16 protein-coding genes are annotated in these 18,552 nt (G+C 72.5%); 13 read left to right on the top strand and 3 right to left on the bottom strand.

Annotated elements, in window-relative coordinates:
* Positions 1 to 6: 6 nt before the first annotated feature.
* The 12 genes from ptlH to fdxA all read left to right on the top strand — a co-directional run bounded on the left by ptlH (position 7) and on the right by fdxA (position 14,162).
* Positions 7 to 861: a 1-deoxypentalenic acid 11-beta-hydroxylase gene (gene ptlH / locus ACFY3C_RS19400; RefSeq protein ID WP_390771602.1), complete on the top strand. Its 855-nt coding sequence runs from the start codon at positions 7 to 9 to the stop codon at positions 859 to 861.
* On the top strand, positions 862 to 2,313 hold the full coding sequence (locus ACFY3C_RS19395; protein ID WP_390771601.1) for an MFS transporter: 1,452 nt from the start codon (positions 862 to 864) through the stop codon (positions 2,311 to 2,313).
* Positions 2,314 to 2,455: 142 nt separating this feature from the next.
* A complete protein-coding gene (gene ptlF, locus ACFY3C_RS19390) occupies positions 2,456 to 3,268 on the top strand; it encodes a 1-deoxy-11-beta-hydroxypentalenate dehydrogenase (RefSeq protein WP_390771600.1) in 813 nt (270 codons plus the stop codon).
* 71 nt (positions 3,269 to 3,339) lie between these two features.
* Positions 3,340 to 5,100, top strand: coding sequence for a neopentalenolactone/pentalenolactone D synthase (gene ptlE / locus ACFY3C_RS19385; RefSeq protein WP_390771748.1), 1,761 nt, complete (start codon positions 3,340 to 3,342; stop codon positions 5,098 to 5,100).
* A 53-nt stretch (positions 5,101 to 5,153) separates the two neighbouring features.
* Positions 5,154 to 6,077 (top strand): neopentalenolactone/pentalenolactone F synthase, encoded by a 924-nt coding sequence (ptlD, locus tag ACFY3C_RS19380; RefSeq protein ID WP_390771599.1) that lies wholly within the window; start codon positions 5,154 to 5,156, stop codon positions 6,075 to 6,077.
* Positions 6,074 to 7,087, top strand: coding sequence for a polyprenyl synthetase family protein (locus ACFY3C_RS19375; RefSeq protein WP_390771598.1), 1,014 nt, complete (start codon positions 6,074 to 6,076; stop codon positions 7,085 to 7,087). Before ptlD ends, ACFY3C_RS19375 begins: the two co-directional genes overlap by 4 nt.
* Positions 7,088 to 7,385: 298 nt before the next feature.
* Entirely contained in the window at positions 7,386 to 8,396 is a 1,011-nt protein-coding gene (gene ptlA / locus ACFY3C_RS19370) for a pentalenene synthase (RefSeq protein WP_390771597.1), read from the top strand.
* A gap of 39 nt (positions 8,397 to 8,435) precedes the next feature.
* Positions 8,436 to 9,833, top strand: a complete 1,398-nt coding sequence (gene ptlI, locus ACFY3C_RS19365; protein ID WP_390771596.1) for a pentalenene oxygenase — start codon at positions 8,436 to 8,438, stop codon at positions 9,831 to 9,833.
* Positions 9,830 to 10,819: a 4-hydroxy-3-methylbut-2-enyl diphosphate reductase gene (locus ACFY3C_RS19360; protein WP_390771595.1), complete on the top strand. Its 990-nt coding sequence runs from the start codon at positions 9,830 to 9,832 to the stop codon at positions 10,817 to 10,819. The genes ptlI and ACFY3C_RS19360 overlap by 4 nt, the downstream gene beginning before the upstream one ends.
* Positions 10,820 to 10,847: 28 nt before the next feature.
* Positions 10,848 to 12,695, top strand: a complete 1,848-nt coding sequence (locus ACFY3C_RS19355) for a 1-deoxy-D-xylulose-5-phosphate synthase (protein WP_390771594.1) — start codon at positions 10,848 to 10,850, stop codon at positions 12,693 to 12,695.
* A gap of 13 nt (positions 12,696 to 12,708) precedes the next feature.
* A complete protein-coding gene (gene ispG, locus ACFY3C_RS19350; protein ID WP_386576090.1) occupies positions 12,709 to 13,845 on the top strand; it encodes a flavodoxin-dependent (E)-4-hydroxy-3-methylbut-2-enyl-diphosphate synthase in 1,137 nt (378 codons plus the stop codon).
* Positions 13,842 to 14,162: a ferredoxin gene (gene fdxA, locus ACFY3C_RS19345; RefSeq protein ID WP_390771593.1), complete on the top strand. Its 321-nt coding sequence runs from the start codon at positions 13,842 to 13,844 to the stop codon at positions 14,160 to 14,162. The genes ispG and fdxA overlap by 4 nt, the downstream gene beginning before the upstream one ends.
* 56 nt (positions 14,163 to 14,218) lie before the next feature.
* On the opposite strand, the gene ACFY3C_RS19340 is transcribed toward fdxA, so the two are convergent.
* Positions 14,219 to 14,713 carry an NUDIX domain-containing protein gene (locus ACFY3C_RS19340; RefSeq protein WP_390771592.1) on the bottom strand — a complete coding sequence of 165 codons (495 nt, stop codon included), beginning with the start codon at positions 14,711 to 14,713 and terminating at the stop codon, positions 14,219 to 14,221.
* A 28-nt stretch (positions 14,714 to 14,741) separates the two neighbouring features.
* Positions 14,742 to 15,815: an ADP-ribosylglycohydrolase family protein gene (locus tag ACFY3C_RS19335; protein WP_386576087.1), complete on the bottom strand. Its 1,074-nt coding sequence runs from the start codon at positions 15,813 to 15,815 to the stop codon at positions 14,742 to 14,744.
* A gap of 149 nt (positions 15,816 to 15,964) precedes the next feature.
* Here ACFY3C_RS19335 and ACFY3C_RS19330 point away from each other — a divergent pair, with 149 nt between their 5' ends.
* Positions 15,965 to 17,116 carry a glycerate kinase gene (locus tag ACFY3C_RS19330; protein ID WP_390771591.1) on the top strand — a complete coding sequence of 384 codons (1,152 nt, stop codon included), beginning with the start codon at positions 15,965 to 15,967 and terminating at the stop codon, positions 17,114 to 17,116.
* Between the two features lie 21 nt (positions 17,117 to 17,137).
* Here the strand turns inward: ACFY3C_RS19330 and ACFY3C_RS19325 are convergent, their stop codons facing one another.
* Positions 17,138 to 18,355 (bottom strand): alpha/beta fold hydrolase, encoded by a 1,218-nt coding sequence (locus ACFY3C_RS19325; RefSeq protein ID WP_390771590.1) that lies wholly within the window; start codon positions 18,353 to 18,355, stop codon positions 17,138 to 17,140.
* Between the last annotated feature and the right edge of the window lie 197 nt (positions 18,356 to 18,552).

Below are 18,552 nucleotides of genomic sequence, written 5' to 3'. Positions count from 1 at the left end.
GAACCCATGACGTACGTGACCGGGGAATACACGGACTGCGCGCCCCTGCTCGACGACCGCGAGGCGCTCGACGGCTTCTTCGAGGAGCACGGCTACCTGTATCTGCGCGGCGTCCTCGACCGCGACCTCGTCCGGACCGCCGCGGAGCAGATGCTGGAGGGTCTGATCGCGCTGGGCGCGGCGGACCCGAAGGCCACGCTGGACGACGTCGGCATCGACTCCTTCGAGGAGGTCGACGAGGTGGCGATGCACAAGTACGTGAAGTACGACGAGTTCTGGAACCACCCCTCGACCCTCAGGGTGTTCGAGCAGGTCTTCGGCGAGCCCGTCTTCGTCTTCCGCTCCACGACCATCCGCTACTACCCCTCGGCCGCGGGCACGGAGAACCCGTCGTTCGCCCACTTGACGCCGTTCCACCAGGACGGCTTCTACATAGGCCCCAACAAGGACTTCCGCCCCACCTGGATACCGCTCATCGCGACGACCAAGGAGTCCGGCGGAGTCGCGCTCGCGGACGGCAGCCACCGGCGCGGCCCGCGCGAGCACGTCGTGCACGAGTCCTTCCGCAGGTTCGGCCACCCGGTGCGCGGCATACCCGCCGATCTGATCGGCGAGGACGAGACCCTGCGGCACTCCGCCATGGAGCCGGGCGACGTCCTGTTCCTGCACGCCTACACCTGCCACAGGTCGGTCCCGAACCTGTCCTCCCCGCCCGTCATGCGGATGTCGATGGACACCCGTGTGCAGCCGGCCGCGTCGGAGCGCGGCTTCAACGCGCTGACGCCGTGGACGGAGTCGGCGAAGGACCCCGCCAAGGGAATCATGTCCAAGATCACCGGAACCCCCAGCTCGGTTGAATAGATGACTCATCGCGAAGCACCCCCCACCGGCGCTCCCGGAACCCAGGAGCAGCCGTCCCCGCAGGAAGCCGACGGGCCCGCCGGCTTATCCACGACCGGACTGGTCGTGGTGCTCACCGGGTTCGCCCTGTCCATCGTCGACTTCTTCATCGTCAACGTGGCGCTGACCACGATCGGCCACGACCTGAACGGCGGCGAGACCGCGCTGGAGCTGGTGGTGTCCGGCTACGGCATCGCCTACGCGCTCGGGCTCGTGCTCGGCGGGCGCCTGGGCGACGCCTACGGCAGACGCCGGCTCTTCGTGTGGGGCCTGATCGCCTTCACCCTCAGCTCCGCGCTGTGCGGTGTGGCCCCGAGCGTCGGCTTCCTCATCGCCGCCCGGCTCCTGCAGGGCGCGGCCGCGGCCATGCTCGTACCGCAAGTCCTCGCGACCATCCAGGCGGCCACCGAGGGCCAGGCTCGTGCCCGCGCCATCAGCCTCTACGGCGCGACCGCGGGACTCGCGGCAGTGGCCGGGCAGATCCTCGGCGGACTGCTGGTCTCGCTGGACATCGCCGGGGTCGGCTGGCGGTCGGTCTTCCTGATCAACGTGCCCGTCGGGGTGGCCGCGCTACTCGCCGTGCGGCACATGCCGGACACCAGGGCCGAGCGCAGGCCGGGCTTCGACCTGACCGGCACCCTGCTGTTCGGGGTGGCCCTGGTCTGCGTCCTGCTGGTGATCGTGGAGGGGCAGGCGCTGGGCTGGCCGCCGTGGCTGTGGGCGCTGCCCGTGGTCGCGGCCGCCGCGGTGGTGGCGCTGGTCCGGGTCGAGCGGCGGCTGGAGGCGGAGGGCGGTTCGCCGCTGCTGCCTCCGTCGGTCCTCTCGCAGTCCGGGATGCGCAGGGGGTTGCTCGCGATGGTGCCGTTCTCGATCGGGTTCGGCAGTTTCATGTTCGTCTACGCCCTGGTCGCCCAGGACGACTTCGGTCTGGGCGGGCTGGGCTCGGGAGCGGTGCTGTCCCCGTTCGCCTCCGCCTTCTTCGTGGTCGCGCTGTTCACCCCGAAGATCGCGGCGGTCCTCGGCCGGCGCATCGTGACCCTCGGGGCCACCGTCCAGGGAGCCGGACTGCTGCTGATGGCGCTGCTGATCGGGGTCACCTGGCCGGACGTCCCGGTCGTCCTGGTGCTGGCCGTGCTGGCCCTCACCGGCGTCGGACAGGCCCTGATCGGGCCCACCCTGTTCCGGATGATCCTCGCCGACGTCCCGCCCGCCCAGGCCGGCATGGGCAGCGGTGTGCTGGTCACCAGCCAGCAGACGGCCACCGCCCTGGGCGCGACCGTGGGCGGCACCCTCTACCTCGCCCTCGGCGACTCGATGGGCCACTCCTCGGCCGCGGTGATCGTCCTCGCCCTGCTCGCCGTCTTCTCGGTGACCATCTTCGCCATCAGCCTCAGACTGCCCGACCCCGCCTGAACCACCGGTGGCCTCCGTCCGGCTCCCCACGGGGTGGAGGCCACCGGGACCAGGGCGTACGCCCGCCCCGCACACCCCCTCCGGGTCGCAAGGACGCGGCCCGTGCCTTGCCCGCCCCAGGATGCGAGGAACGGACGGTCCCGTGCACCTACACCCCAGGACGGCCGTGGTCACCGGCGCCGCGAGCGGTATCGGTCTCGCCCTCACCGCCCGCCTCACCCGGTCCGGAGCCGAGGTGGTCATGGCGGACATCCAGGATGCCGCCCTGCACCGCCGGGCCGCCGAACTCACCGCGCGCGGCGCGCGGGTGCGCGCCGAGACCGTGGACCTCACCGACCCCCACGCGGTGACGGCCCTGGCCGAGACGGCGTACGACACGCTCGGCGATATCGACGTGGTCTGCAACAACGCCGGTGTCGTCGGCCCCGTGGGGATGCCGCTGTGGTCCGTGCCGCTGGACCGGATGCGCGAGGTGTTCGAGGTGAACCACTGGGCGCACGTCCATGTCGCCCGCGCCTTCGTGCCCCGGCTGCTGGCGAGCGGGCGGCCCGCGCACCTGGTGCACACCGCCTCCATGTCGGCGTTCGTCGTGGGCAGCGGCAGCGCGGCCTACGCCGCCTCCAAGCACGCCGACCTGGCCGTGGCCCGCAGCCTGCGGGCCGACCTCGCCGGGACCCCCGTACGGGTCTCGGTGCTCTGCCCCGGCCGGGTCGACACCCCGATGGTCTGCGGGCTCGCCGCGCCACGGGACGCGACCGGCGACACGACGGTCTCGGCCGAGCTGGTGGCCGAGACCGTGTGGGACGCGCTGGGCTCCGACCGCTTCTACCTGTTCACGAACGCCGACGCGCCCACCCGGCTGCGCGACCAGTTCGACGACGTACGGCGCCACCTGACCTCACCTGTCCACCCCATGCAGGAGACGCTGTGGAACGCTCCGGAACAGACTCCATAGACCCCTTAGCCGACGGCGGGTCAGGTCCCGCCGATCCCGACGACCCCGCCGGCACCGTCGACATCGAGACGGTGCGGGCGAAGTACCGCGAGGAGCGCGACAAGCGCCTGACCGCGGCCGCCGGCCGGACGTACCGGTCCGCGCGCGGGGGGCTGTCCCGCTACGCCGCCGACCCCTGCACCGAGCCGGTCGACCGGGACCCCGTCACCGACGAGGTCGACGTCGCCGTCGTCGGCGCCGGCATCGGCGGTCTGTTGGTGGGCGCACGGCTGAGCGAGACGTGCGGCTTCGAGCGGATCCGCCTGATCGACGCGGCCGGTGACGTGGGCGGGACCTGGTACTGGAACCGGTTCCCCGGGCTCCGGTGCGACGTCGAGAGCTACGTCTACCTGCCGCTGCTCGAAGAGCTGGGCACCGTGCCGACCGAGAAGTACGTGACCGGCGCAGAGATCCTCGCGCACTGCCAGGCCGTCGCCCGGCACTACGGCCTCTACCGGGACGCGCTGCTGCGGACCTCGGTCACCGAGCTGCGCTGGGACGAGGACACGGCGCACTGGCTGGTGCGCACCGACCGCGGCGACCGCTTCCGGGCCCGGTACGTGTGCATGGCGATCGGCTCGCTGCACCGGCCCAAACTCCCCTCCGTCGAGGGCATCGAGACCTTCCGCGGGCACTCCTTCCACGCCGCCCGCTGGGACTACGGCTACACCGGCGGGGGAGTCCCGGGCAGCCTCGCAAAGCTCCGGGACAAGCGGGTCGGGATCGTCGGGACGGGCGCGACGGCCGTCCAGGTGATTCCGCACCTGGCGAAGGCCGCCGCGCACACGTACGTCTTCCAGCGCACCCCGCCCGCGGTGGGCGTACGGGCCAACCGGCCGACCGACCCGGACTGGGCGAAGGGGCTCGAACCGGGCTGGCAGCAGCGGCGCATGGACAACTTCCACGCGCTGACCTCGGGAGCCGCCGCGCAGGAGGATCTCGTCGCGGACGGCTGGACGGAGATCACCGCCAGGCTCGCGGCGATCCTGCCGAAGTCCGCAGGGGCCGGCCCCGAGGACGCGGCCGACGCCGTCGAGCGCGCCGACTTCCGCAAGATGGAGGAGCTGCGGGCCCGCGTCGACGCCGTCGTCCACGACCCCGCCACCGCGGCCGCCCTGAAGCCGTACTACCGGCTGTTCTGCAAGCGGCCCTGTTTCCACGACGGTTACCTGGAGACCTTCAACCGGCCCGACGTCACCCTGGTGGACACCGAGGGCCGCGGAATCGAGCGGCTCACCGAGCACGCGGTGGTCGCGGCCGGCCGGGAGTACCCGGTGGACTGCCTGGTCTTCGCCTCGGGTTACGAGTCCGAGTACGCGGTGCCGTACACCGCCCGGGCCGGTTACGAGGTCGTGGGGCGGGACGGGCTGCGACTGTCGGAGAAGTGGGCGGACGGGGCGCGAACACTGCACGGACTGATGGTGAATCGTTTCCCTAACTGCTTCGTCCTCTCCAAGGTCCAGTCGGGCCTGCACGTCAACGTCCCGTACATGCTGGGCGAGCAGAGCCGGCACGTCGCCCACATCCTCAAGGCCGTCCAGGACCGGGGCCGGCACGTCGTGGAGGCGTCCGCCACGGGCGAGAAGGAGTGGGTCGAGGAGATCCTCCGGCTCGCGCACCGCAACCTCGACTACGCCGAGTCGTGCACCCCGGGCCTGTTCAACAACGAGGGCCGCCCGAGCGAGCTGCACGTCCTCAACGGCAGCTACGGCGGCGGCTCGATGGAGTTCGTGAACGTCCTGCGCACCTGGCGCGAGGCCGGTGACCTCGCCCATCTCGAACTGAGCGACTGACCCACCCGTCCACGCAGCAACCACGCAGCAACCACGAAGGGGGACGCAAGGCCATGGACGTCTCGCCGATACCAGGCTCCTCCGTCGGAGCCGTCGTGCACGGCGCCGACATCACCCCGGACCTCGACGACACCACCGTCGAGCGGATCTGGGCCGCACTCGACCGGCACCTGGTGCTGGTCTTCCGCGGCCACCGGGACCCCTCGAACGACGAACTGCTCGGCTTCGGGCGCCGCTTCGGGCACATCCCCAAGACCGGGCTCACCACCGGCGCCAGCCCCGACCACAACGAGATCCTGATCATCTCCAACATCGTGGAGAACGGACGGAAGATCGGCGTCGGCGACGCCGGCTGGATGGACTGGCACACCGACTACTCCTTCCGGCCCCGGGTGTCCCGGATCGGCTTCCTCGCGGCCGTGGAACTCCCCGTCTCGGGCGGCGGACAGACCCTGTTCACCGACATGTACGCGGTCTACGACTCCCTGCCCGCGCAGCTGCGCCGGCGGCTGCACGGCTACCGGGCCCGGCACGCCCTGCGCTCCGGCTACGAGGAGACCATCGAGGAGAGCTACCAGGGCGAGGTCTCCCTCGCCGGCCCCGAGGGCGGCACCGGACCGGCCGGCGCCACCGCGATCCTGCCCGAGGACGGCACCTCCACCGTCCACCCGATGATCGCCCGCAACCCGCGCACCGGCCGCCACGCCGTCTACGTCAACTCGCTCAACACCAAGCGCGTCCTGGAACTCGACCCCACCGCCGGCAAGGAACTGCTCCAGGAACTGTGCGGCTACGCCGGCGCCCCCGGGCTGACCTACGCCCACACCTGGCAGCCCGGCGACATCGTCATGTGGGACCAGCTCGGCACCATCCACGCGAAGACGCCCTTCGACCCGGCGGACCGGCGCATCCTGCGCAAGGTGGTGGCCATCTTCGACGACCCGGCGGAGCCCTGGCGAGCGGAGGCCATGGCGTGACCGTCACCCCCGCGAGCCTGCACCGCGGCCGGGACGTCACCACGCCCGGACTGCGCACTGCCCTTGACCTGCTCGACCGCCGGACCCGCCACCAGGCCGCCTACCACCTCGGCTGGATCACCGCCGCCGGCGCGCCGACCGCGGCCGACGGCGGCAAGGCCGTACGTCCCGCCCTCGCCCTCCTGTCGGCCGAGGCGGTCGGCGCGCGACCCGAGACCGCGCTGCCCGGCGCGGTCGCCGTCGAGCTGGTGCACAACTTCTCCCTGCTGCACGACGACCTGATGGACGGTGACGAGGAGCGCCGCCACCGCCGTACCGTCTGGTCGCTGTGGGGCGCCTCCAGCGCGATCCTCACCGGCGACGCGCTGCTCGCCCTCGCCCAGGAGGTGCTGCTCGACTGCGGGCTGCCCACCGCGGCACCCGCGGCCGGACTCCTCGCCCGCACCACCCGGCGGCTGATCCACGGTCAGGTCCAGGACATGGCCTTCGAACAGCGCCGGCACGTCACGGTCGAGGAATGCCTGGAGATGGCCGGCGGCAAGACCGGCGCGCTGCTGGCGGCGAGCGCCGCGATCGGTGCCCTGCTGGCCGGGGCACCGCAGTCCGCCGTGGACGCCCTCACGCTCTACGGCGAGCAGGTCGGCCTCGCCTTCCAGCTCACCGACGACGTCCTCGGCATCTGGGGCGACCCGGACACCACCGGCAAGTCGGTGCACTCCGATCTGCGCGCCCGCAAGAAGTCCCTCCCGGTCGCCTACGCGCTGGGCCAGGGCGGCACCCTCGGCGTCGAACTCGCCGCGTGGCTGGCCGCGCCCGGCGACCCCGACCCGGCGGAGCTGCGCCGCGCGGCCGACCTGATCGAGGCCGCCGGCGGCCGCGCCTGGGCCCAGGCCGAGGCGGCCCGCCGGATGGCGCTGGGCGAGGCGGCACTGCGCGGCGTCGGTCTGGAGGCCGGTGCGCGTGAGGAGCTGCTCGCGGTCGGGCGGTTCATCGTCCGCCGCGAGGTGTGAGAAGTCCGGCCGGACCAGTCCCCGTAAGCGATCTGTCAGCACTGCCGAGGACCGTGGGGGACACGGGCCGAGGCCCCGCCGCCACCCCCGAGGGCGACGGTGCCGGCAGGCAGGCCCCGGCTCCGCGGGCAGCGTCGCCCCGGAGCCCGCCTCCCGCCGTGGGCAGCGTCGCCCGCGGTCTCCCGCCACCCGTCCGCATCCGCCGTAGGGCAGCGCCGCCCGGTCGTCGTCCCGAGGGACTTGACCCGCCGCCCCACGCCACCGCCGTTTTCCCCAGCGCCCCACCACGGAGATCACCATGCCGCAGGACGTCGACTTCCGAATACCGCTGCCCGGGCGGCAGAGCCCCGACCACCGCCGCGCCGACGCCCACCAGTTGAAGTGGCCGCGTTCCCTCGGCCTCATCACCACCGAGGCCGCCGCCGCACGCCATCTGCGCGGCGCCTACGCCGACCTGGCCTCGCGCTTCTACCCGCACACCACCGGCGCCGACCTCGACCTGGGCGTCGACCTGATGTCGTGGTTCTTCCTCTTCGACGACCTCTTCGACGGACCGCGCGGCGAGGACCCGGAGGAGACCCGCAGCCTCACCGACGCGGTGGCGGCCGCCCTCGACGGCCCGCTGCCCGACACCGCACCGCCCATCGCGCACGGCTTCGCCGACATCTGGCACCGCAGCTGCGCCGACATGTCCCCCTCCTGGCGCGCACGCAGCGCACGGCACTGGCGCAACTACTTCACCGGATACGTCGACGAGGCCCTCAGCCGCTTCCACGACACCCCCTACGACTGCGCCGCCCAGTACCTGGCCGTACGCCGGCAGACCATCGGCGTCCAGCCCACCGTGGACATGGCCGAGGCCGCCGGGCACTTCGAGGTGCCCCAGCGGGTCTTCGACAGCGCGGTGCTCTCCGCGATGCTGCAGATCGCCATCGACGTCAACCTGATGTTCAACGACATCGCGTCACTGGAGAAGGAGGAGGCCCGGGGCGAGCGAAACAACCTGGTCTTCATCCTGCAGCGGGAACACGGCTGGCCGAAGGGCCGCAGCATCGCCCACCTCCAGGACGAGGTGCACGCCCGCCTCTCCCAGTACCTCCTGCTGGAGAGCTGCCTGTCCAAGGTGTGCGACATCTACGACCTCGACGCCGCCGAGCGCGAGGCCGTGGAGCGGTACCGCACCGACGCCGTGCGCACGGTGATCCGCGGCTCCTACGACTGGCACCGCTCCTCGGGCCGCTACGACGCCGAGTTCGCGGTGGCCGCCAGCGTCCAGGGCTACCTCGAAGAACTCGGCAGCAGCCGCTAGGACCCAGCCCCCCAACCACCCACCCGATGTGAGGTTGCGATGCCCCAGCAGACCTACAGCGCCGGGACGGCCCCCGGGGCGGTCCCGGTCGTCGGCCACGCCCTGCAGATGATGCGCCAGCCCGTCCGCTTCATGTCCTCGCTGTCCGCCCACGGCGACCTGGTGAAGATCAAGATAGGCCCGACCTCCGCCTACGTCCCCTGCCACCCCGGACTGCTGCGCGACGTACTGACCAATGACCGCACCTACGACAAGGGCGGCGTCTTCTACGACCGGGCCCGTGACATCGCCGGAAACGGGCTGGTCACCTGCCCGTTCAAGGACCACCGCCGACAGCGCCGGCTGATGCAGTCGGCCTTCCAGCGCTCCCAGCTCAAGCGCTACGCCACCGCCATGCACGCAGAGATCGAGGCCACCTCCGGCCGCTGGCACGACGGCATGGTCGTCGACGCCTTCCAGGAGCTGTACGGCATGGCCCTGCGCACGGTGGCCCGCACCCTGTACTCCACCCCCGTCAGCAAGGAACTCGCCGACGGTGTGGAGCGCGCCTTCGACACCGTGCTCAACGGGCTGTTCCGGCAGATGTTCCTGCCCCGCTTCCTGCGCCGCCTGCCCACCCCGGCCAACCGTCGCTACCGCCGCAACCTGGACTACCTGCACGCGACCACCCAGCGGCTCATCGACGACTACCGCCGCGACGACGCCGAACACGACGACCTGCTCTCCGCCCTGCTCGCCTCGCGCGACGAGGACGGCGGCCGGCTGGACGACACCGAGATCCACGACCAGGTCATCACCGTCATGGCGGCCGGCACCGAGACCGTCGCCGGCACCCTCACCTGGATCTTCCACCTGCTCTCCCAGCACCCCGACATCGAGGCAGCGCTGTACGAGGAGATCGACACCGTCCTCGGCGGCCGGGCACCGCAGTGGGACGACCTGCCGAACCTCTCGCTGACCGACCGGATCATCAGCGAGACCCTCCGACTGCACCCGCCGGCCTGGCTGTTCACCCGGCTCACCGCCGCCGACACCGAACTGGCGGGCCGGCACCTGCCGAAGGGGACCACCGTCGTCTTCAGCCCCGCCGCGGTGGCGCTGAACGAGGAGGCCTACCCCGACGAGCACCGCTTCGACCCCGACCGCTGGCTGCCCGACCGGGTCAACCCGCTCGCCCGGCAGGCGTTCATGCCGTTCGGCACCGGCGCCCGCAAATGCATCGGCGACCTGTACGCCCGCACCGAGGCCACCCTCGGACTCGCCACCATCCTCAGCAAGTGGCGGATCACCTGCGAGCCCGGCGCCGACGTCCGGCCGGTCCCGCTGGCCACCGTCTACCACCCCCGCAGGCTGCGGCTGCGCATCAACACCCGCACCGAGCGCCCCACGGCGGGAGCGGTCCCCTCGCCCCGCTTCGGCGGGGGTGACGCCGCGTGAGCGGGGCCGGGAAGGTCGTCCTGGCCCAGCCGCGCGGCTTCTGCGCCGGTGTACGGCGGGCGATCGGCATCGTGGAGCGGGCCCTGGACCTGCACGGCGCACCGGTGTACGTGCGCAAGGAGATCGTGCACAACCACTACATCGTCTCCGAACTGGAGAAGCGCGGCGCGGTCTTCGTGGACAGCGAGGAGGACGTCCCGCACGGCGCCGTGTGCGTCTTCTCCGCGCACGGCGTGGCCCCGGCGGTCCGGGCCGGCGCGGACCGGCGGCGGCTGGAGGTCATCGACGCCACCTGCCCGCTGGTGGCCAAGGTGCACCAGGAGGCGCTGCGCTTCGCCCGCGACGGCCGCACCATCCTGCTGGTCGGCCACGCCGGCCACGAGGAGGTCGACGGCGTCCTCGGCGAGGCGCCCGAACGCACCGTCGTGGTCGAGACGGTGGACGACGTGGCCCGGCTCGACCTCCCGGACGACACCCCGGTGGCCTTCCTGACCCAGACCACCCTGTCCTTCGACGAGACCGCCAAGGTGGTCGAGGCGCTCCGCGCGCGGTTCCGGGACATCGTCGCCCCCGGCGGTGACGACATCTGCTACGCGAGCCAGAACCGGCAGAACGCCGTCAAGGACCTGGCACACCGTCACGACCTGGTCCTCGTCGTGGGATCCGGCAACTCCAGCAACTCGCTGCGCATGGTCGAGGTGGCGCGCGAGCACGGCTGCCGGGCCCATCTCGTCCCCGACCGGGACCACTTCAAGGAGGCCTGGCTGGACGGTGTGGCGAGCATCGGCGTCAGCGCCGGGGCCAGCGCGCCCGAGGTCCTCGTCCGCGGGCTCCTCGCCCTGCTGGCCGAACTCGGCTACGGCGACGTCGAGTTGCAGCAGGCGATGCCCGAGGACGTGGTCTTCGCCATGCCGGCCCGGCTGGCCGACCCGGTCACCGGCCGGATCCCGCGCACCCCGTTGGCCGACGAGGCGCAGGTGCGATGAACCGATGGACGCAAGCGAGGAGACCCGCGTGACGACGAAGACACGCGCGCCGGAGACCAGCACCGAGAAGAGCATCGTCGAGGAGGTACGGGGCCCCGAGGATCTGCGGGCCATGTCCGTGCACCAGGTCCACCGGCTCGTACCGGAGATCCGGCGGCTGCTGGTGGACACCGTCACCCGCACCGGCGGACACCTCGGCCCCAACCTCGGGGTCGTCGAACTGTCCGTCGCCCTGCACCGCGTGTTCGAGTCCCCCCGCGACCGCATCCTGTGGGACACCAGCCACCAGTCCTACGTCCACAAGATCCTCACCGGCCGGGCCGGCGCCCTCGGCTCGCTGCGGCAGGGCGGCGGACTGTCCGGGTACCCGTGCCGGGCCGAGTCCCCGCACGACGTCATCGAGAACTCGCACGCCTCCACCGTGCTGTCCTGGGCGGCCGGCGCGGCCCGCGCGTACGGGCTGCGCGGGGACACGGACCGCGCCGTGGTGGCCGTCCTCGGCGACGGGGCGCTCACCGGGGGCATGGCCTGGGAGGCGCTGAACAACATCGCGACCGCACCCGGCCACCCGGTGATCGTGGTGCTCAACGACAACACCCGTTCCTACGGCCCCACCACCGGCGGCATCGCCGAGCACCTGGCCGCGCTGCGCACCGAGACCACCCCGGAGTGCCTGTTCGAGACCCTGGGCCTCGCGTACCTGGGTCCCGTGGACGGGCACGACATCACGGCCGTGGAGACGGCCCTGCGCCGGGCGCGACAGCTCGGCCGGTCCGTCGTCGTGCACTGCGTCACCGAGAAGGGCCGCGGGCACGCCCCGGCCGAACAGGACGAGGCGGACCGGCAGCACGCCGTGCGTCCGCTGCGCTCCGGCCGGCCGAGGGGTGACGGTTCGCCCTCCTGGACCGAAGTGTTCGGCCGGGAACTGGCCGAACTCGGCGCACAGCGGCCGGACCTGGTGGCCGTCACCGCGGCCATGCTCCACCCGACCGGCCTGACCGAGTTCGCCGCCCGCCACCCGGAGCGCACCCTCGACGTGGGCATCGCCGAACAGCACGCGGTCACCGCCGCCGCGGGCCTGGCCCTGGGCGGGATGCACCCGGTGGTGGCGATCTACGCCACCTTCCTCAACCGCGCCTTCGACCAGCTGCTCATGGACGCCGCCCTGCACCGCGCCCCGGTCACCCTGGTCCTGGACCGGGCGGGCGTCACCGGCGACGACGGCCCCTCGCACCACGGCATGTGGGACCTGTCGCTGCTGAACCTCGTCCCCGGGCTGCGGCTCGCGGCGCCCCGCGACGCCGCCACCCTGCGCCGCGCCCTGCGCGAGGCCGTCGCCGTCCACGACGGCCCGACCGCCCTGCGCTTCCCCAAGGGCACGACGGGCGAGGACATACCCGCCGTGCGCAGCGTCGGCGGGGTCGACGTGCTCCGGCGGGGGGAGCACGCGGACCTGCTCCTGGTCTCCGTCGGGGCCATGGCCGGCACCTGCCTGGAGGTCGCCGCCCTGCTCGCCCCGCAGGGCGTCGGCGTCACCGTCGTCGACCCGCGCTGGATCAAACCGGTGCCACCGGGCCTGGTCGAACTGAGCCTCGGACACCGGCTGGTCGCCACGGTCGAGGACAACGGCCGGGCCGGCGGAGCCGGGGCCGCGGTCGCCCAGGCGCTGAGCGACGCGGGCGCGCCCGCCCCGGTGCGCGTCTTCGGCCTGCCCCAGCGGTTCCTCGCCCACGGCTCCCGGCCCGAGATCCTCGAGTCCGCCGGACTCACCGCCCCCCGCATAGCCGCCGACCTGGCGGCGGCGCTGACCTACAGCCGCGCCGCCGTGCGCCCCACCCACGGTGCCGTACCCCACCCAGCCGTACCCCCACACTGAGGAGAAACGTGCCATGTCCGTCTCGCTCGGGGTGCCGACCGTGCCGCCCCGCCTCGCCCCACGCCGCGCCAGCCGGCAGATCAGGGTCGGCTCCGTCGCCGTCGGCGGCGACGCACCCGTCTCGGTCCAGTCCATGACCACGACCCCGACCGCCGACGTCGGGGCCACCCTCCAGCAGATCGCCGAACTGACCGCGGCCGGCTGCCAGATCGTCCGGGTGGCCTGCCCCTCGCAGGACGACGCGGACGCCCTGCCGGCCATCGCCCGCAAGTCCCCGATCCCCGTCGTCGCCGACATCCACTTCCAGCCCCGCTACGTCTTCGCCGCCATCGACGCCGGATGCGCGGGGGTCCGTGTCAACCCGGGCAATATCCGGCAGTTCGACGACAAGGTCAAGGAGATCGCGCGGGCTGCCGGGGACGCGGGCGTCCCGATCCGGATCGGGGTGAACGCGGGTTCCCTCGACCGGCGCCTGCTCGCCAAGTACGGCAGGGCCACTCCGCAGGCGTTGGTGGAGTCCGCGCTGTGGGAGTGCTCGCTGTTCGAGGAGCACGGCTTCCGGGACCTCAAGATCTCGGTCAAGCACAACGATCCGGTGGTCATGGTCAGCGCCTACCGGCTGCTCGCCGAGCAGTGCGACTACCCGCTCCACCTGGGCGTCACCGAGGCCGGCCCCGCCTTCCAGGGCACGATCAAGTCGGCGGTGGCCTTCGGCGCGCTGCTGAGCGAGGGCATCGGGGACACCATCCGCGTGTCGCTGTCGGCCCCGCCCGCCGAGGAGGCCAAGGTGGGCATCCAGATCCTGGAGTCGCTGAACCTGAGGCAGCGCCGGCTGGAGATCGTGTCGTGCCCGTCCTGCGGCCGCGCCCAGGTCGACGTCTACCGGCTCGCCGACGAGGTGACCGCCGGCCTGGAGGGCATGGAGGTGCCGCTGCGCGTCGCCGTCATGGGGTGTGTGGTGAACGGCCCGGGCGAGGCCCGCGAAGCCGACCTCGGCGTCGCCTCCGGCAACGGCAAGGGGCAGATCTTCGTCAAGGGAGAGGTTATCCGGATCGTGCCCGAATCGAAGATCGTGGAGACCCTCATCGACGAGGCACTCAAGCTCGCCGAGCAGAGGGAGAGGGACCAGATGAAGAGGGAGCTTCCATGACCTACGTGATCGCCCAGCCCTGCGTCGACGTCAAGGACAAGGCCTGCATCGAGGAGTGCCCCGTCGACTGCATCTACGAAGGACAGCGCGCCCTGTACATCCACCCCGACGAGTGCGTGGACTGCGGAGCCTGCGAGCCGGTCTGCCCGGTCGAGGCGATCTTCTACGAGGACGACACCCCTGCGGAGTGGGCCGAGTACAAGGCGGCGAACGCCGAGTTCTTCGACGACCTCGGCTCGCCCGGGGGCGCCGCGGCCCACGGACTGATCGACCGCGACCACCCGGTCGTCGCCGGGCAGCCGGTCCGTACGGCCTGAGTTCCGTACGGCCGGAGCGCGACCGCCGCCGGGAACGCACGGCACCCCGGCGGCGCCTAGGCCACCCGGTGGCCGTTCTCCAGCTCCGTCGTGCCCGTGCCCTGAGACAGGACGTCCAGCGCGGCCAGGACGCGGCGGCCGAGGGCGCCGGGCAGGTACTCGGGGATCTCCTCGGGGGCCACCAGACGCCAGGACAGCAGCTCCTCCTCCTGCAGCCGGATGGCCTTGAACTCGGTCTCGGGCAGGACACCCCCGTCGTACAGGTAGGCGACCAGCGGCGGCCGGCCGGTGCCGTGCACCCAGTCGACCGCCAGCAGCCGGCCGAGTTCCCGGTCCAGGCCGATCTCCTCAAGGGTCTCGCGGCGCGCCCCCTGACGGGGCGTCTCGCCGTCGTCCGACTCGATCGTGCCGCCCGGAAGGGCCCAGCCCTCACGGTAGTTGGGCTCGACGAGCAGCACGCGCCCCTCGTCGTCCCGGAAGAGCGCGGCGGCACCGGCCAGCACGCGGGGGAGGCTTGCGATGTACGTGGCGAAATCACTGGTCGTGGTCACCCAGGAAGGGTAACCAGGCACCGGACGGCTACGGCGCAGGCGACGCCAGGCGCAGGGTGCGCTCGGCCAGCGCACTGATTCGCACCCCGTCGAAACCGAACACCGCGCTCCGCACGGTGTCCTCCAGCGGGTCCTTCCACTGGGCCGGGACGGCCGCCGCACCGGTGAGCACCCCGGCCACCGAACCGGCCGTGGCGCCGTTGGAGTCGGTGTCCAGGCCGCCGCGGACGGTGAGGGCGAGGGTCCGGGTGAAGTCGCCGTCGCCGTACAGCAGCCCGGCCGTGAGGACGGCCGCGTTCGGGACGGTGTGGATCCAGCCGAGGCCGGCGGTCTCCGCGGACACCGTGGCCAGCGTCTCCTCCCAGGGCAGCCGGGTCTCGTGCAGGGACACGACCCGGCGCACGGTCCGGGCCAGCCGGCTGCTCGCCGGGATCACGGCGAGCGCGGTCTCCAGCGCCTCCCGCACCCCCGGCGCGGTGAACGCCGCCGAGATCAGCGCGGCCGCGAACATCGCGCCGTACACGCCGTTGCCGGTGTGCGAGAGCACCGCGTCCCGGCGGGCCAGCGAGGCCGCCCGGGGCGGGTCGCCGGGGCAGGTCCAGCCGTAGACGTCGGCACGGATCAGCGCGCCGATCCACTCCTGGTACGGGTTGTCGTACGTCGCCGTCAGCGGCGGCTTCAGACCGTTCGCGAGGTTGCGGTACGCCGCCCGTTCCGCGGTGAAGGTCTGCAGGTACGGCAGCCTGAGCAGCCACAGGTCGCCGACCTGCTCGGTGCTGAAGTCGAACCCGTGGGTCTCCAGCAGGTGCAGGCCGAGGACGGCGTAGTCGACGTCGTCGTCGCGGCAGCTGCCGTGGACACGGCCGCGCACGCACTGCCGCCACTCCGGGCGCAGTACGGCACTGTCGGCCGCGTCGGCGGGCTCGGGCAGGTAGTCGGTGAGCGGCAGGGCGGCGGCCTTCCGCAGATAGCCGTCGATGCGCTCGCGGGTCCACACCTCGCCCTGTTCGACCGGTTTGCCGAGCATGTTGCCCGCGATCCGGCCGAGCCAGCCCCCGTGGATGCGGTCGGCGAGGTCCGGCCCGGTGCCCTGAGTGCTCATGGCTGGGGTCTACCCGTTTTCCCAGCCGGCTCCCAGGTGCTGCCCAGGGTTCGGTCGGGGCATGACGGCGGGGGTGTCCTCCGGTTAAGGTCGCAGCGGCGCGACTGGCCCTGACGTGCGCGGGGCCCGGAGAGCAAGGGGAAAGCAAGGTGGCGGACGCTGCAGTGAACGAGACCCGCAGGGTGCTCATCGCCGCGGACAAGTTCAAGGGCTCGCTGACGGCCGTGCAGGTTGCCGAGCGGGTGACGGCCGGGCTGCGCCGGGTCGTGCCCGGCCTCGACGTCGAGGCGCTGCCCGTGGCCGACGGCGGCGACGGCACCGTGGACGCGGCGGTCGCGGCCGGTTTCGAGCGCCGGGAGATCCGGGTCGCCGGGCCGCTCGGCCAGGAGGTGACGGCCGCGTTCGCGCTGCGCGGCACCACCGCGGTGGTGGAGATGGCCGAGGCGAGCGGCCTGCAGCGGCTGCCGGCCGGTGTCTTCGCGCCGCTGACCTCCTCCACGTACGGCTCGGGAGAGCTGCTGCGGGCCGCGCTGGACGCGGGCGCGCGGACGATCGTGTTCGGCGTCGGCGGGAGCGCCACGACGGACGGCGGCGCCGGGATGCTGTCGGCGCTGGGCGCCCGGTTCCTGGACGCGGACGGGGAGCCGGTCTCGCCGGGCGGCGGCGGTCTCGCCGAGCTGGCACGCGCGGACCTGTCCGGTCTCGACCCGCGTCTGTCGGCCGTGGAGCTGGTGCTCGCCAGCGACGTCGACAACCCGCTGACCGGGCCGAAGGGCGCGCCCGCTGTGTACGGCCCGCAGAAGGGCGCCTCACCGGACGACGTGGCGACCCTGGACGCGGCGCTCGCGCACTTCGCCAAGGTCCTGGAGGCGGCCGTGGGGCCGCGTGCCGCCGAGCACGCGGCGGCACCGGGCGCCGGGGCGGCCGGCGGCATCGGCTACGGCGCGCTCCTCCTGGGCGCCCGCTTCCGGCCCGGCATCGAGGTCATGCTGGACGTGCTCGGCTTCGCTCCGGCGCTGGACCGGGCCGATCTGGTGATCACTGGCGAGGGCTCGCTGGACGAGCAGACCCTGCACGGGAAGGCGCCGGCGGGGGTCGCCGCGGCGGCCCGGGCGGCCGGCAAGGACGTCGTCGCGGTGTGCGGGCGGCTCGCTCTGCCCGAGGAGGCGCTGCACAGGGCCGGGATCGGCCGGGCGTACCCGCTGACGTCCGTGGAGCCGGACGTGGCGAAGTGCATCGCGGACGCCGGGCCGATCCTGGAGCGGGTCGCTGAGCGGATCGGTCAGGACTTCCTGCGCTGAGCGGTCGCCGCACGGCCCGTGCTACTCCAGCTCAGTCAGCTCCCCGTCCAGGTCCCGGTAGTAGCTGCCGCTGGTGAGGCCCCACACCTTCCGGTGGGCCAGCCACTGCTTCGTGATCTGGTGCAGGATCTTGGCGGGGCGCTCCCAGACCATGGAGTGTCCCGCGCCTGCCAGCTGGAACATCAGCTTGTCCGGCCCCGGGACGGCCTTGTAGAGGGCCGGGACGGAGAAGCGCAGGACCGCCGGCACCGGGAGGGCCGGCGGGGTGTTGGCCGTCCTGTCCAGTTCGCCGTGGACGATGGCGATGGGGACCTGGTTGCCGAGCACGCCGTTGTACGTCGCGGTCTGGTTGTTCCAGCCCCACCAGAAGGAGTTCCGGAACCGGTGGACGCCCTCGTGCGTGTCGTCCGGCAGCAGGGGACCCCACTTGGCGCCGACGGGGTCGCTGTCCATCATGGCGGCCCACACGGTGTCCTCGATGCCGGGTTCCCGCTGGAGCGGGCTGCCCGTCTCGCGGTCCCATGCGGTCTCGAAGCCGGTCCTGCTGTTGACGTGCATCGGGAAACCGAACATGGCCTGTGGCGGGGACACGGGCAGGTCCGTGACCCCTTTGGGGAGCCCGAACGGGTCCATGGGCTTCTCCGACCACCGTCCCAGCGGCGCGAAGACCGGGGCGAGGAAGAACAGGCTCCTGACCTCCGTGGGGTGCAGAAGGGCGTACGGACCCATGAGCGGCCCCGCGGCGGACCAGCCGATGAAGTGGATCGGCTTGTTCATGCACCGTGACCTGACGAACCTGACGACGGTGGCCAGCTCCGACCATTCGCTCTGCGAGGTGCCGAACTCGTGCGGGTACGGGGGCGTCCCGCACGCGGCCGCGAGCGGGCCCAGGACGTCGTCCCGCTGGGACGGGTTGGCGTTGCACGGGTCGTCCATCGTCAGGCGTGGCGATTTCCCGTTGCCCTGCACGTCCATCATGTACACGTCGTAGTGCTCCTTGGCCAGCTGCTGGGCCCAGCTGTACCTGATGGCGTCGTCCCCGGGCACTCCGGGAAGCACGAGGTCGTATCCGGCGAGCACCGGCACGCTTCTGCCGTGGAGCATGAGCACCGGCTCGGGGTCGTGGCCCGGTTGGGTGCCGTTCCACTCCCGGACGAAGAGGTCCACCTGCTTGTTCGGGTTGGCCGGATTGATCGACTTGTGCGCGACGGGGTAGTCCGTCTGCACGGGTCCGGGCATGGCCGTCCTCCCCTCCGCATGTCGGGATGAATGTCCGCAAATGCCCCTGTTTCTACCGTCCTCCTACCCCTGAACCGCTGCACCTCGGCAGGGAGCAGGGGTAGTTGACGGGGCAAAGGGGAGCCGAACGCAGCCCTTGAACGCGAAACGGGTGTGGCCCGAACCTCAGAGGCTCGGGCCACACCCGGTGTGTCGGT

It is taken from the genome of Streptomyces sp. NPDC001410, assembly GCF_042895235.1.
Taxonomy (GTDB): domain Bacteria; phylum Actinomycetota; class Actinomycetes; order Streptomycetales; family Streptomycetaceae; genus Streptomyces.
This window is presented reverse-complemented; position numbering and strand designations above follow the sequence as displayed.

Coding starts and splice junctions, on each gene's coding strand:
- ptlH (WP_390771602.1), top strand. CDS start 7: ATGACGTACGTGACCGGGGAATACACGGACTGCGCGCCCCTGCTCGAC.
- ACFY3C_RS19395 (WP_390771601.1), top strand. CDS start 862: ATGACTCATCGCGAAGCACCCCCCACCGGCGCTCCCGGAACCCAGGAG.
- ptlD (WP_390771599.1), top strand. CDS start 5,154: ATGGACGTCTCGCCGATACCAGGCTCCTCCGTCGGAGCCGTCGTGCAC.
- ptlA (WP_390771597.1), top strand. CDS start 7,386: ATGCCGCAGGACGTCGACTTCCGAATACCGCTGCCCGGGCGGCAGAGC.
- ptlI (WP_390771596.1), top strand. CDS start 8,436: ATGCCCCAGCAGACCTACAGCGCCGGGACGGCCCCCGGGGCGGTCCCG.
- ispG (WP_386576090.1), top strand. CDS start 12,709: ATGTCCGTCTCGCTCGGGGTGCCGACCGTGCCGCCCCGCCTCGCCCCA.
- fdxA (WP_390771593.1), top strand. CDS start 13,842: ATGACCTACGTGATCGCCCAGCCCTGCGTCGACGTCAAGGACAAGGCC.
- ACFY3C_RS19335 (WP_386576087.1), bottom strand. CDS start 15,815: ATGAGCACTCAGGGCACCGGGCCGGACCTCGCCGACCGCATCCACGGG.
- ACFY3C_RS19325 (WP_390771590.1), bottom strand. CDS start 18,355: ATGCCCGGACCCGTGCAGACGGACTACCCCGTCGCGCACAAGTCGATC.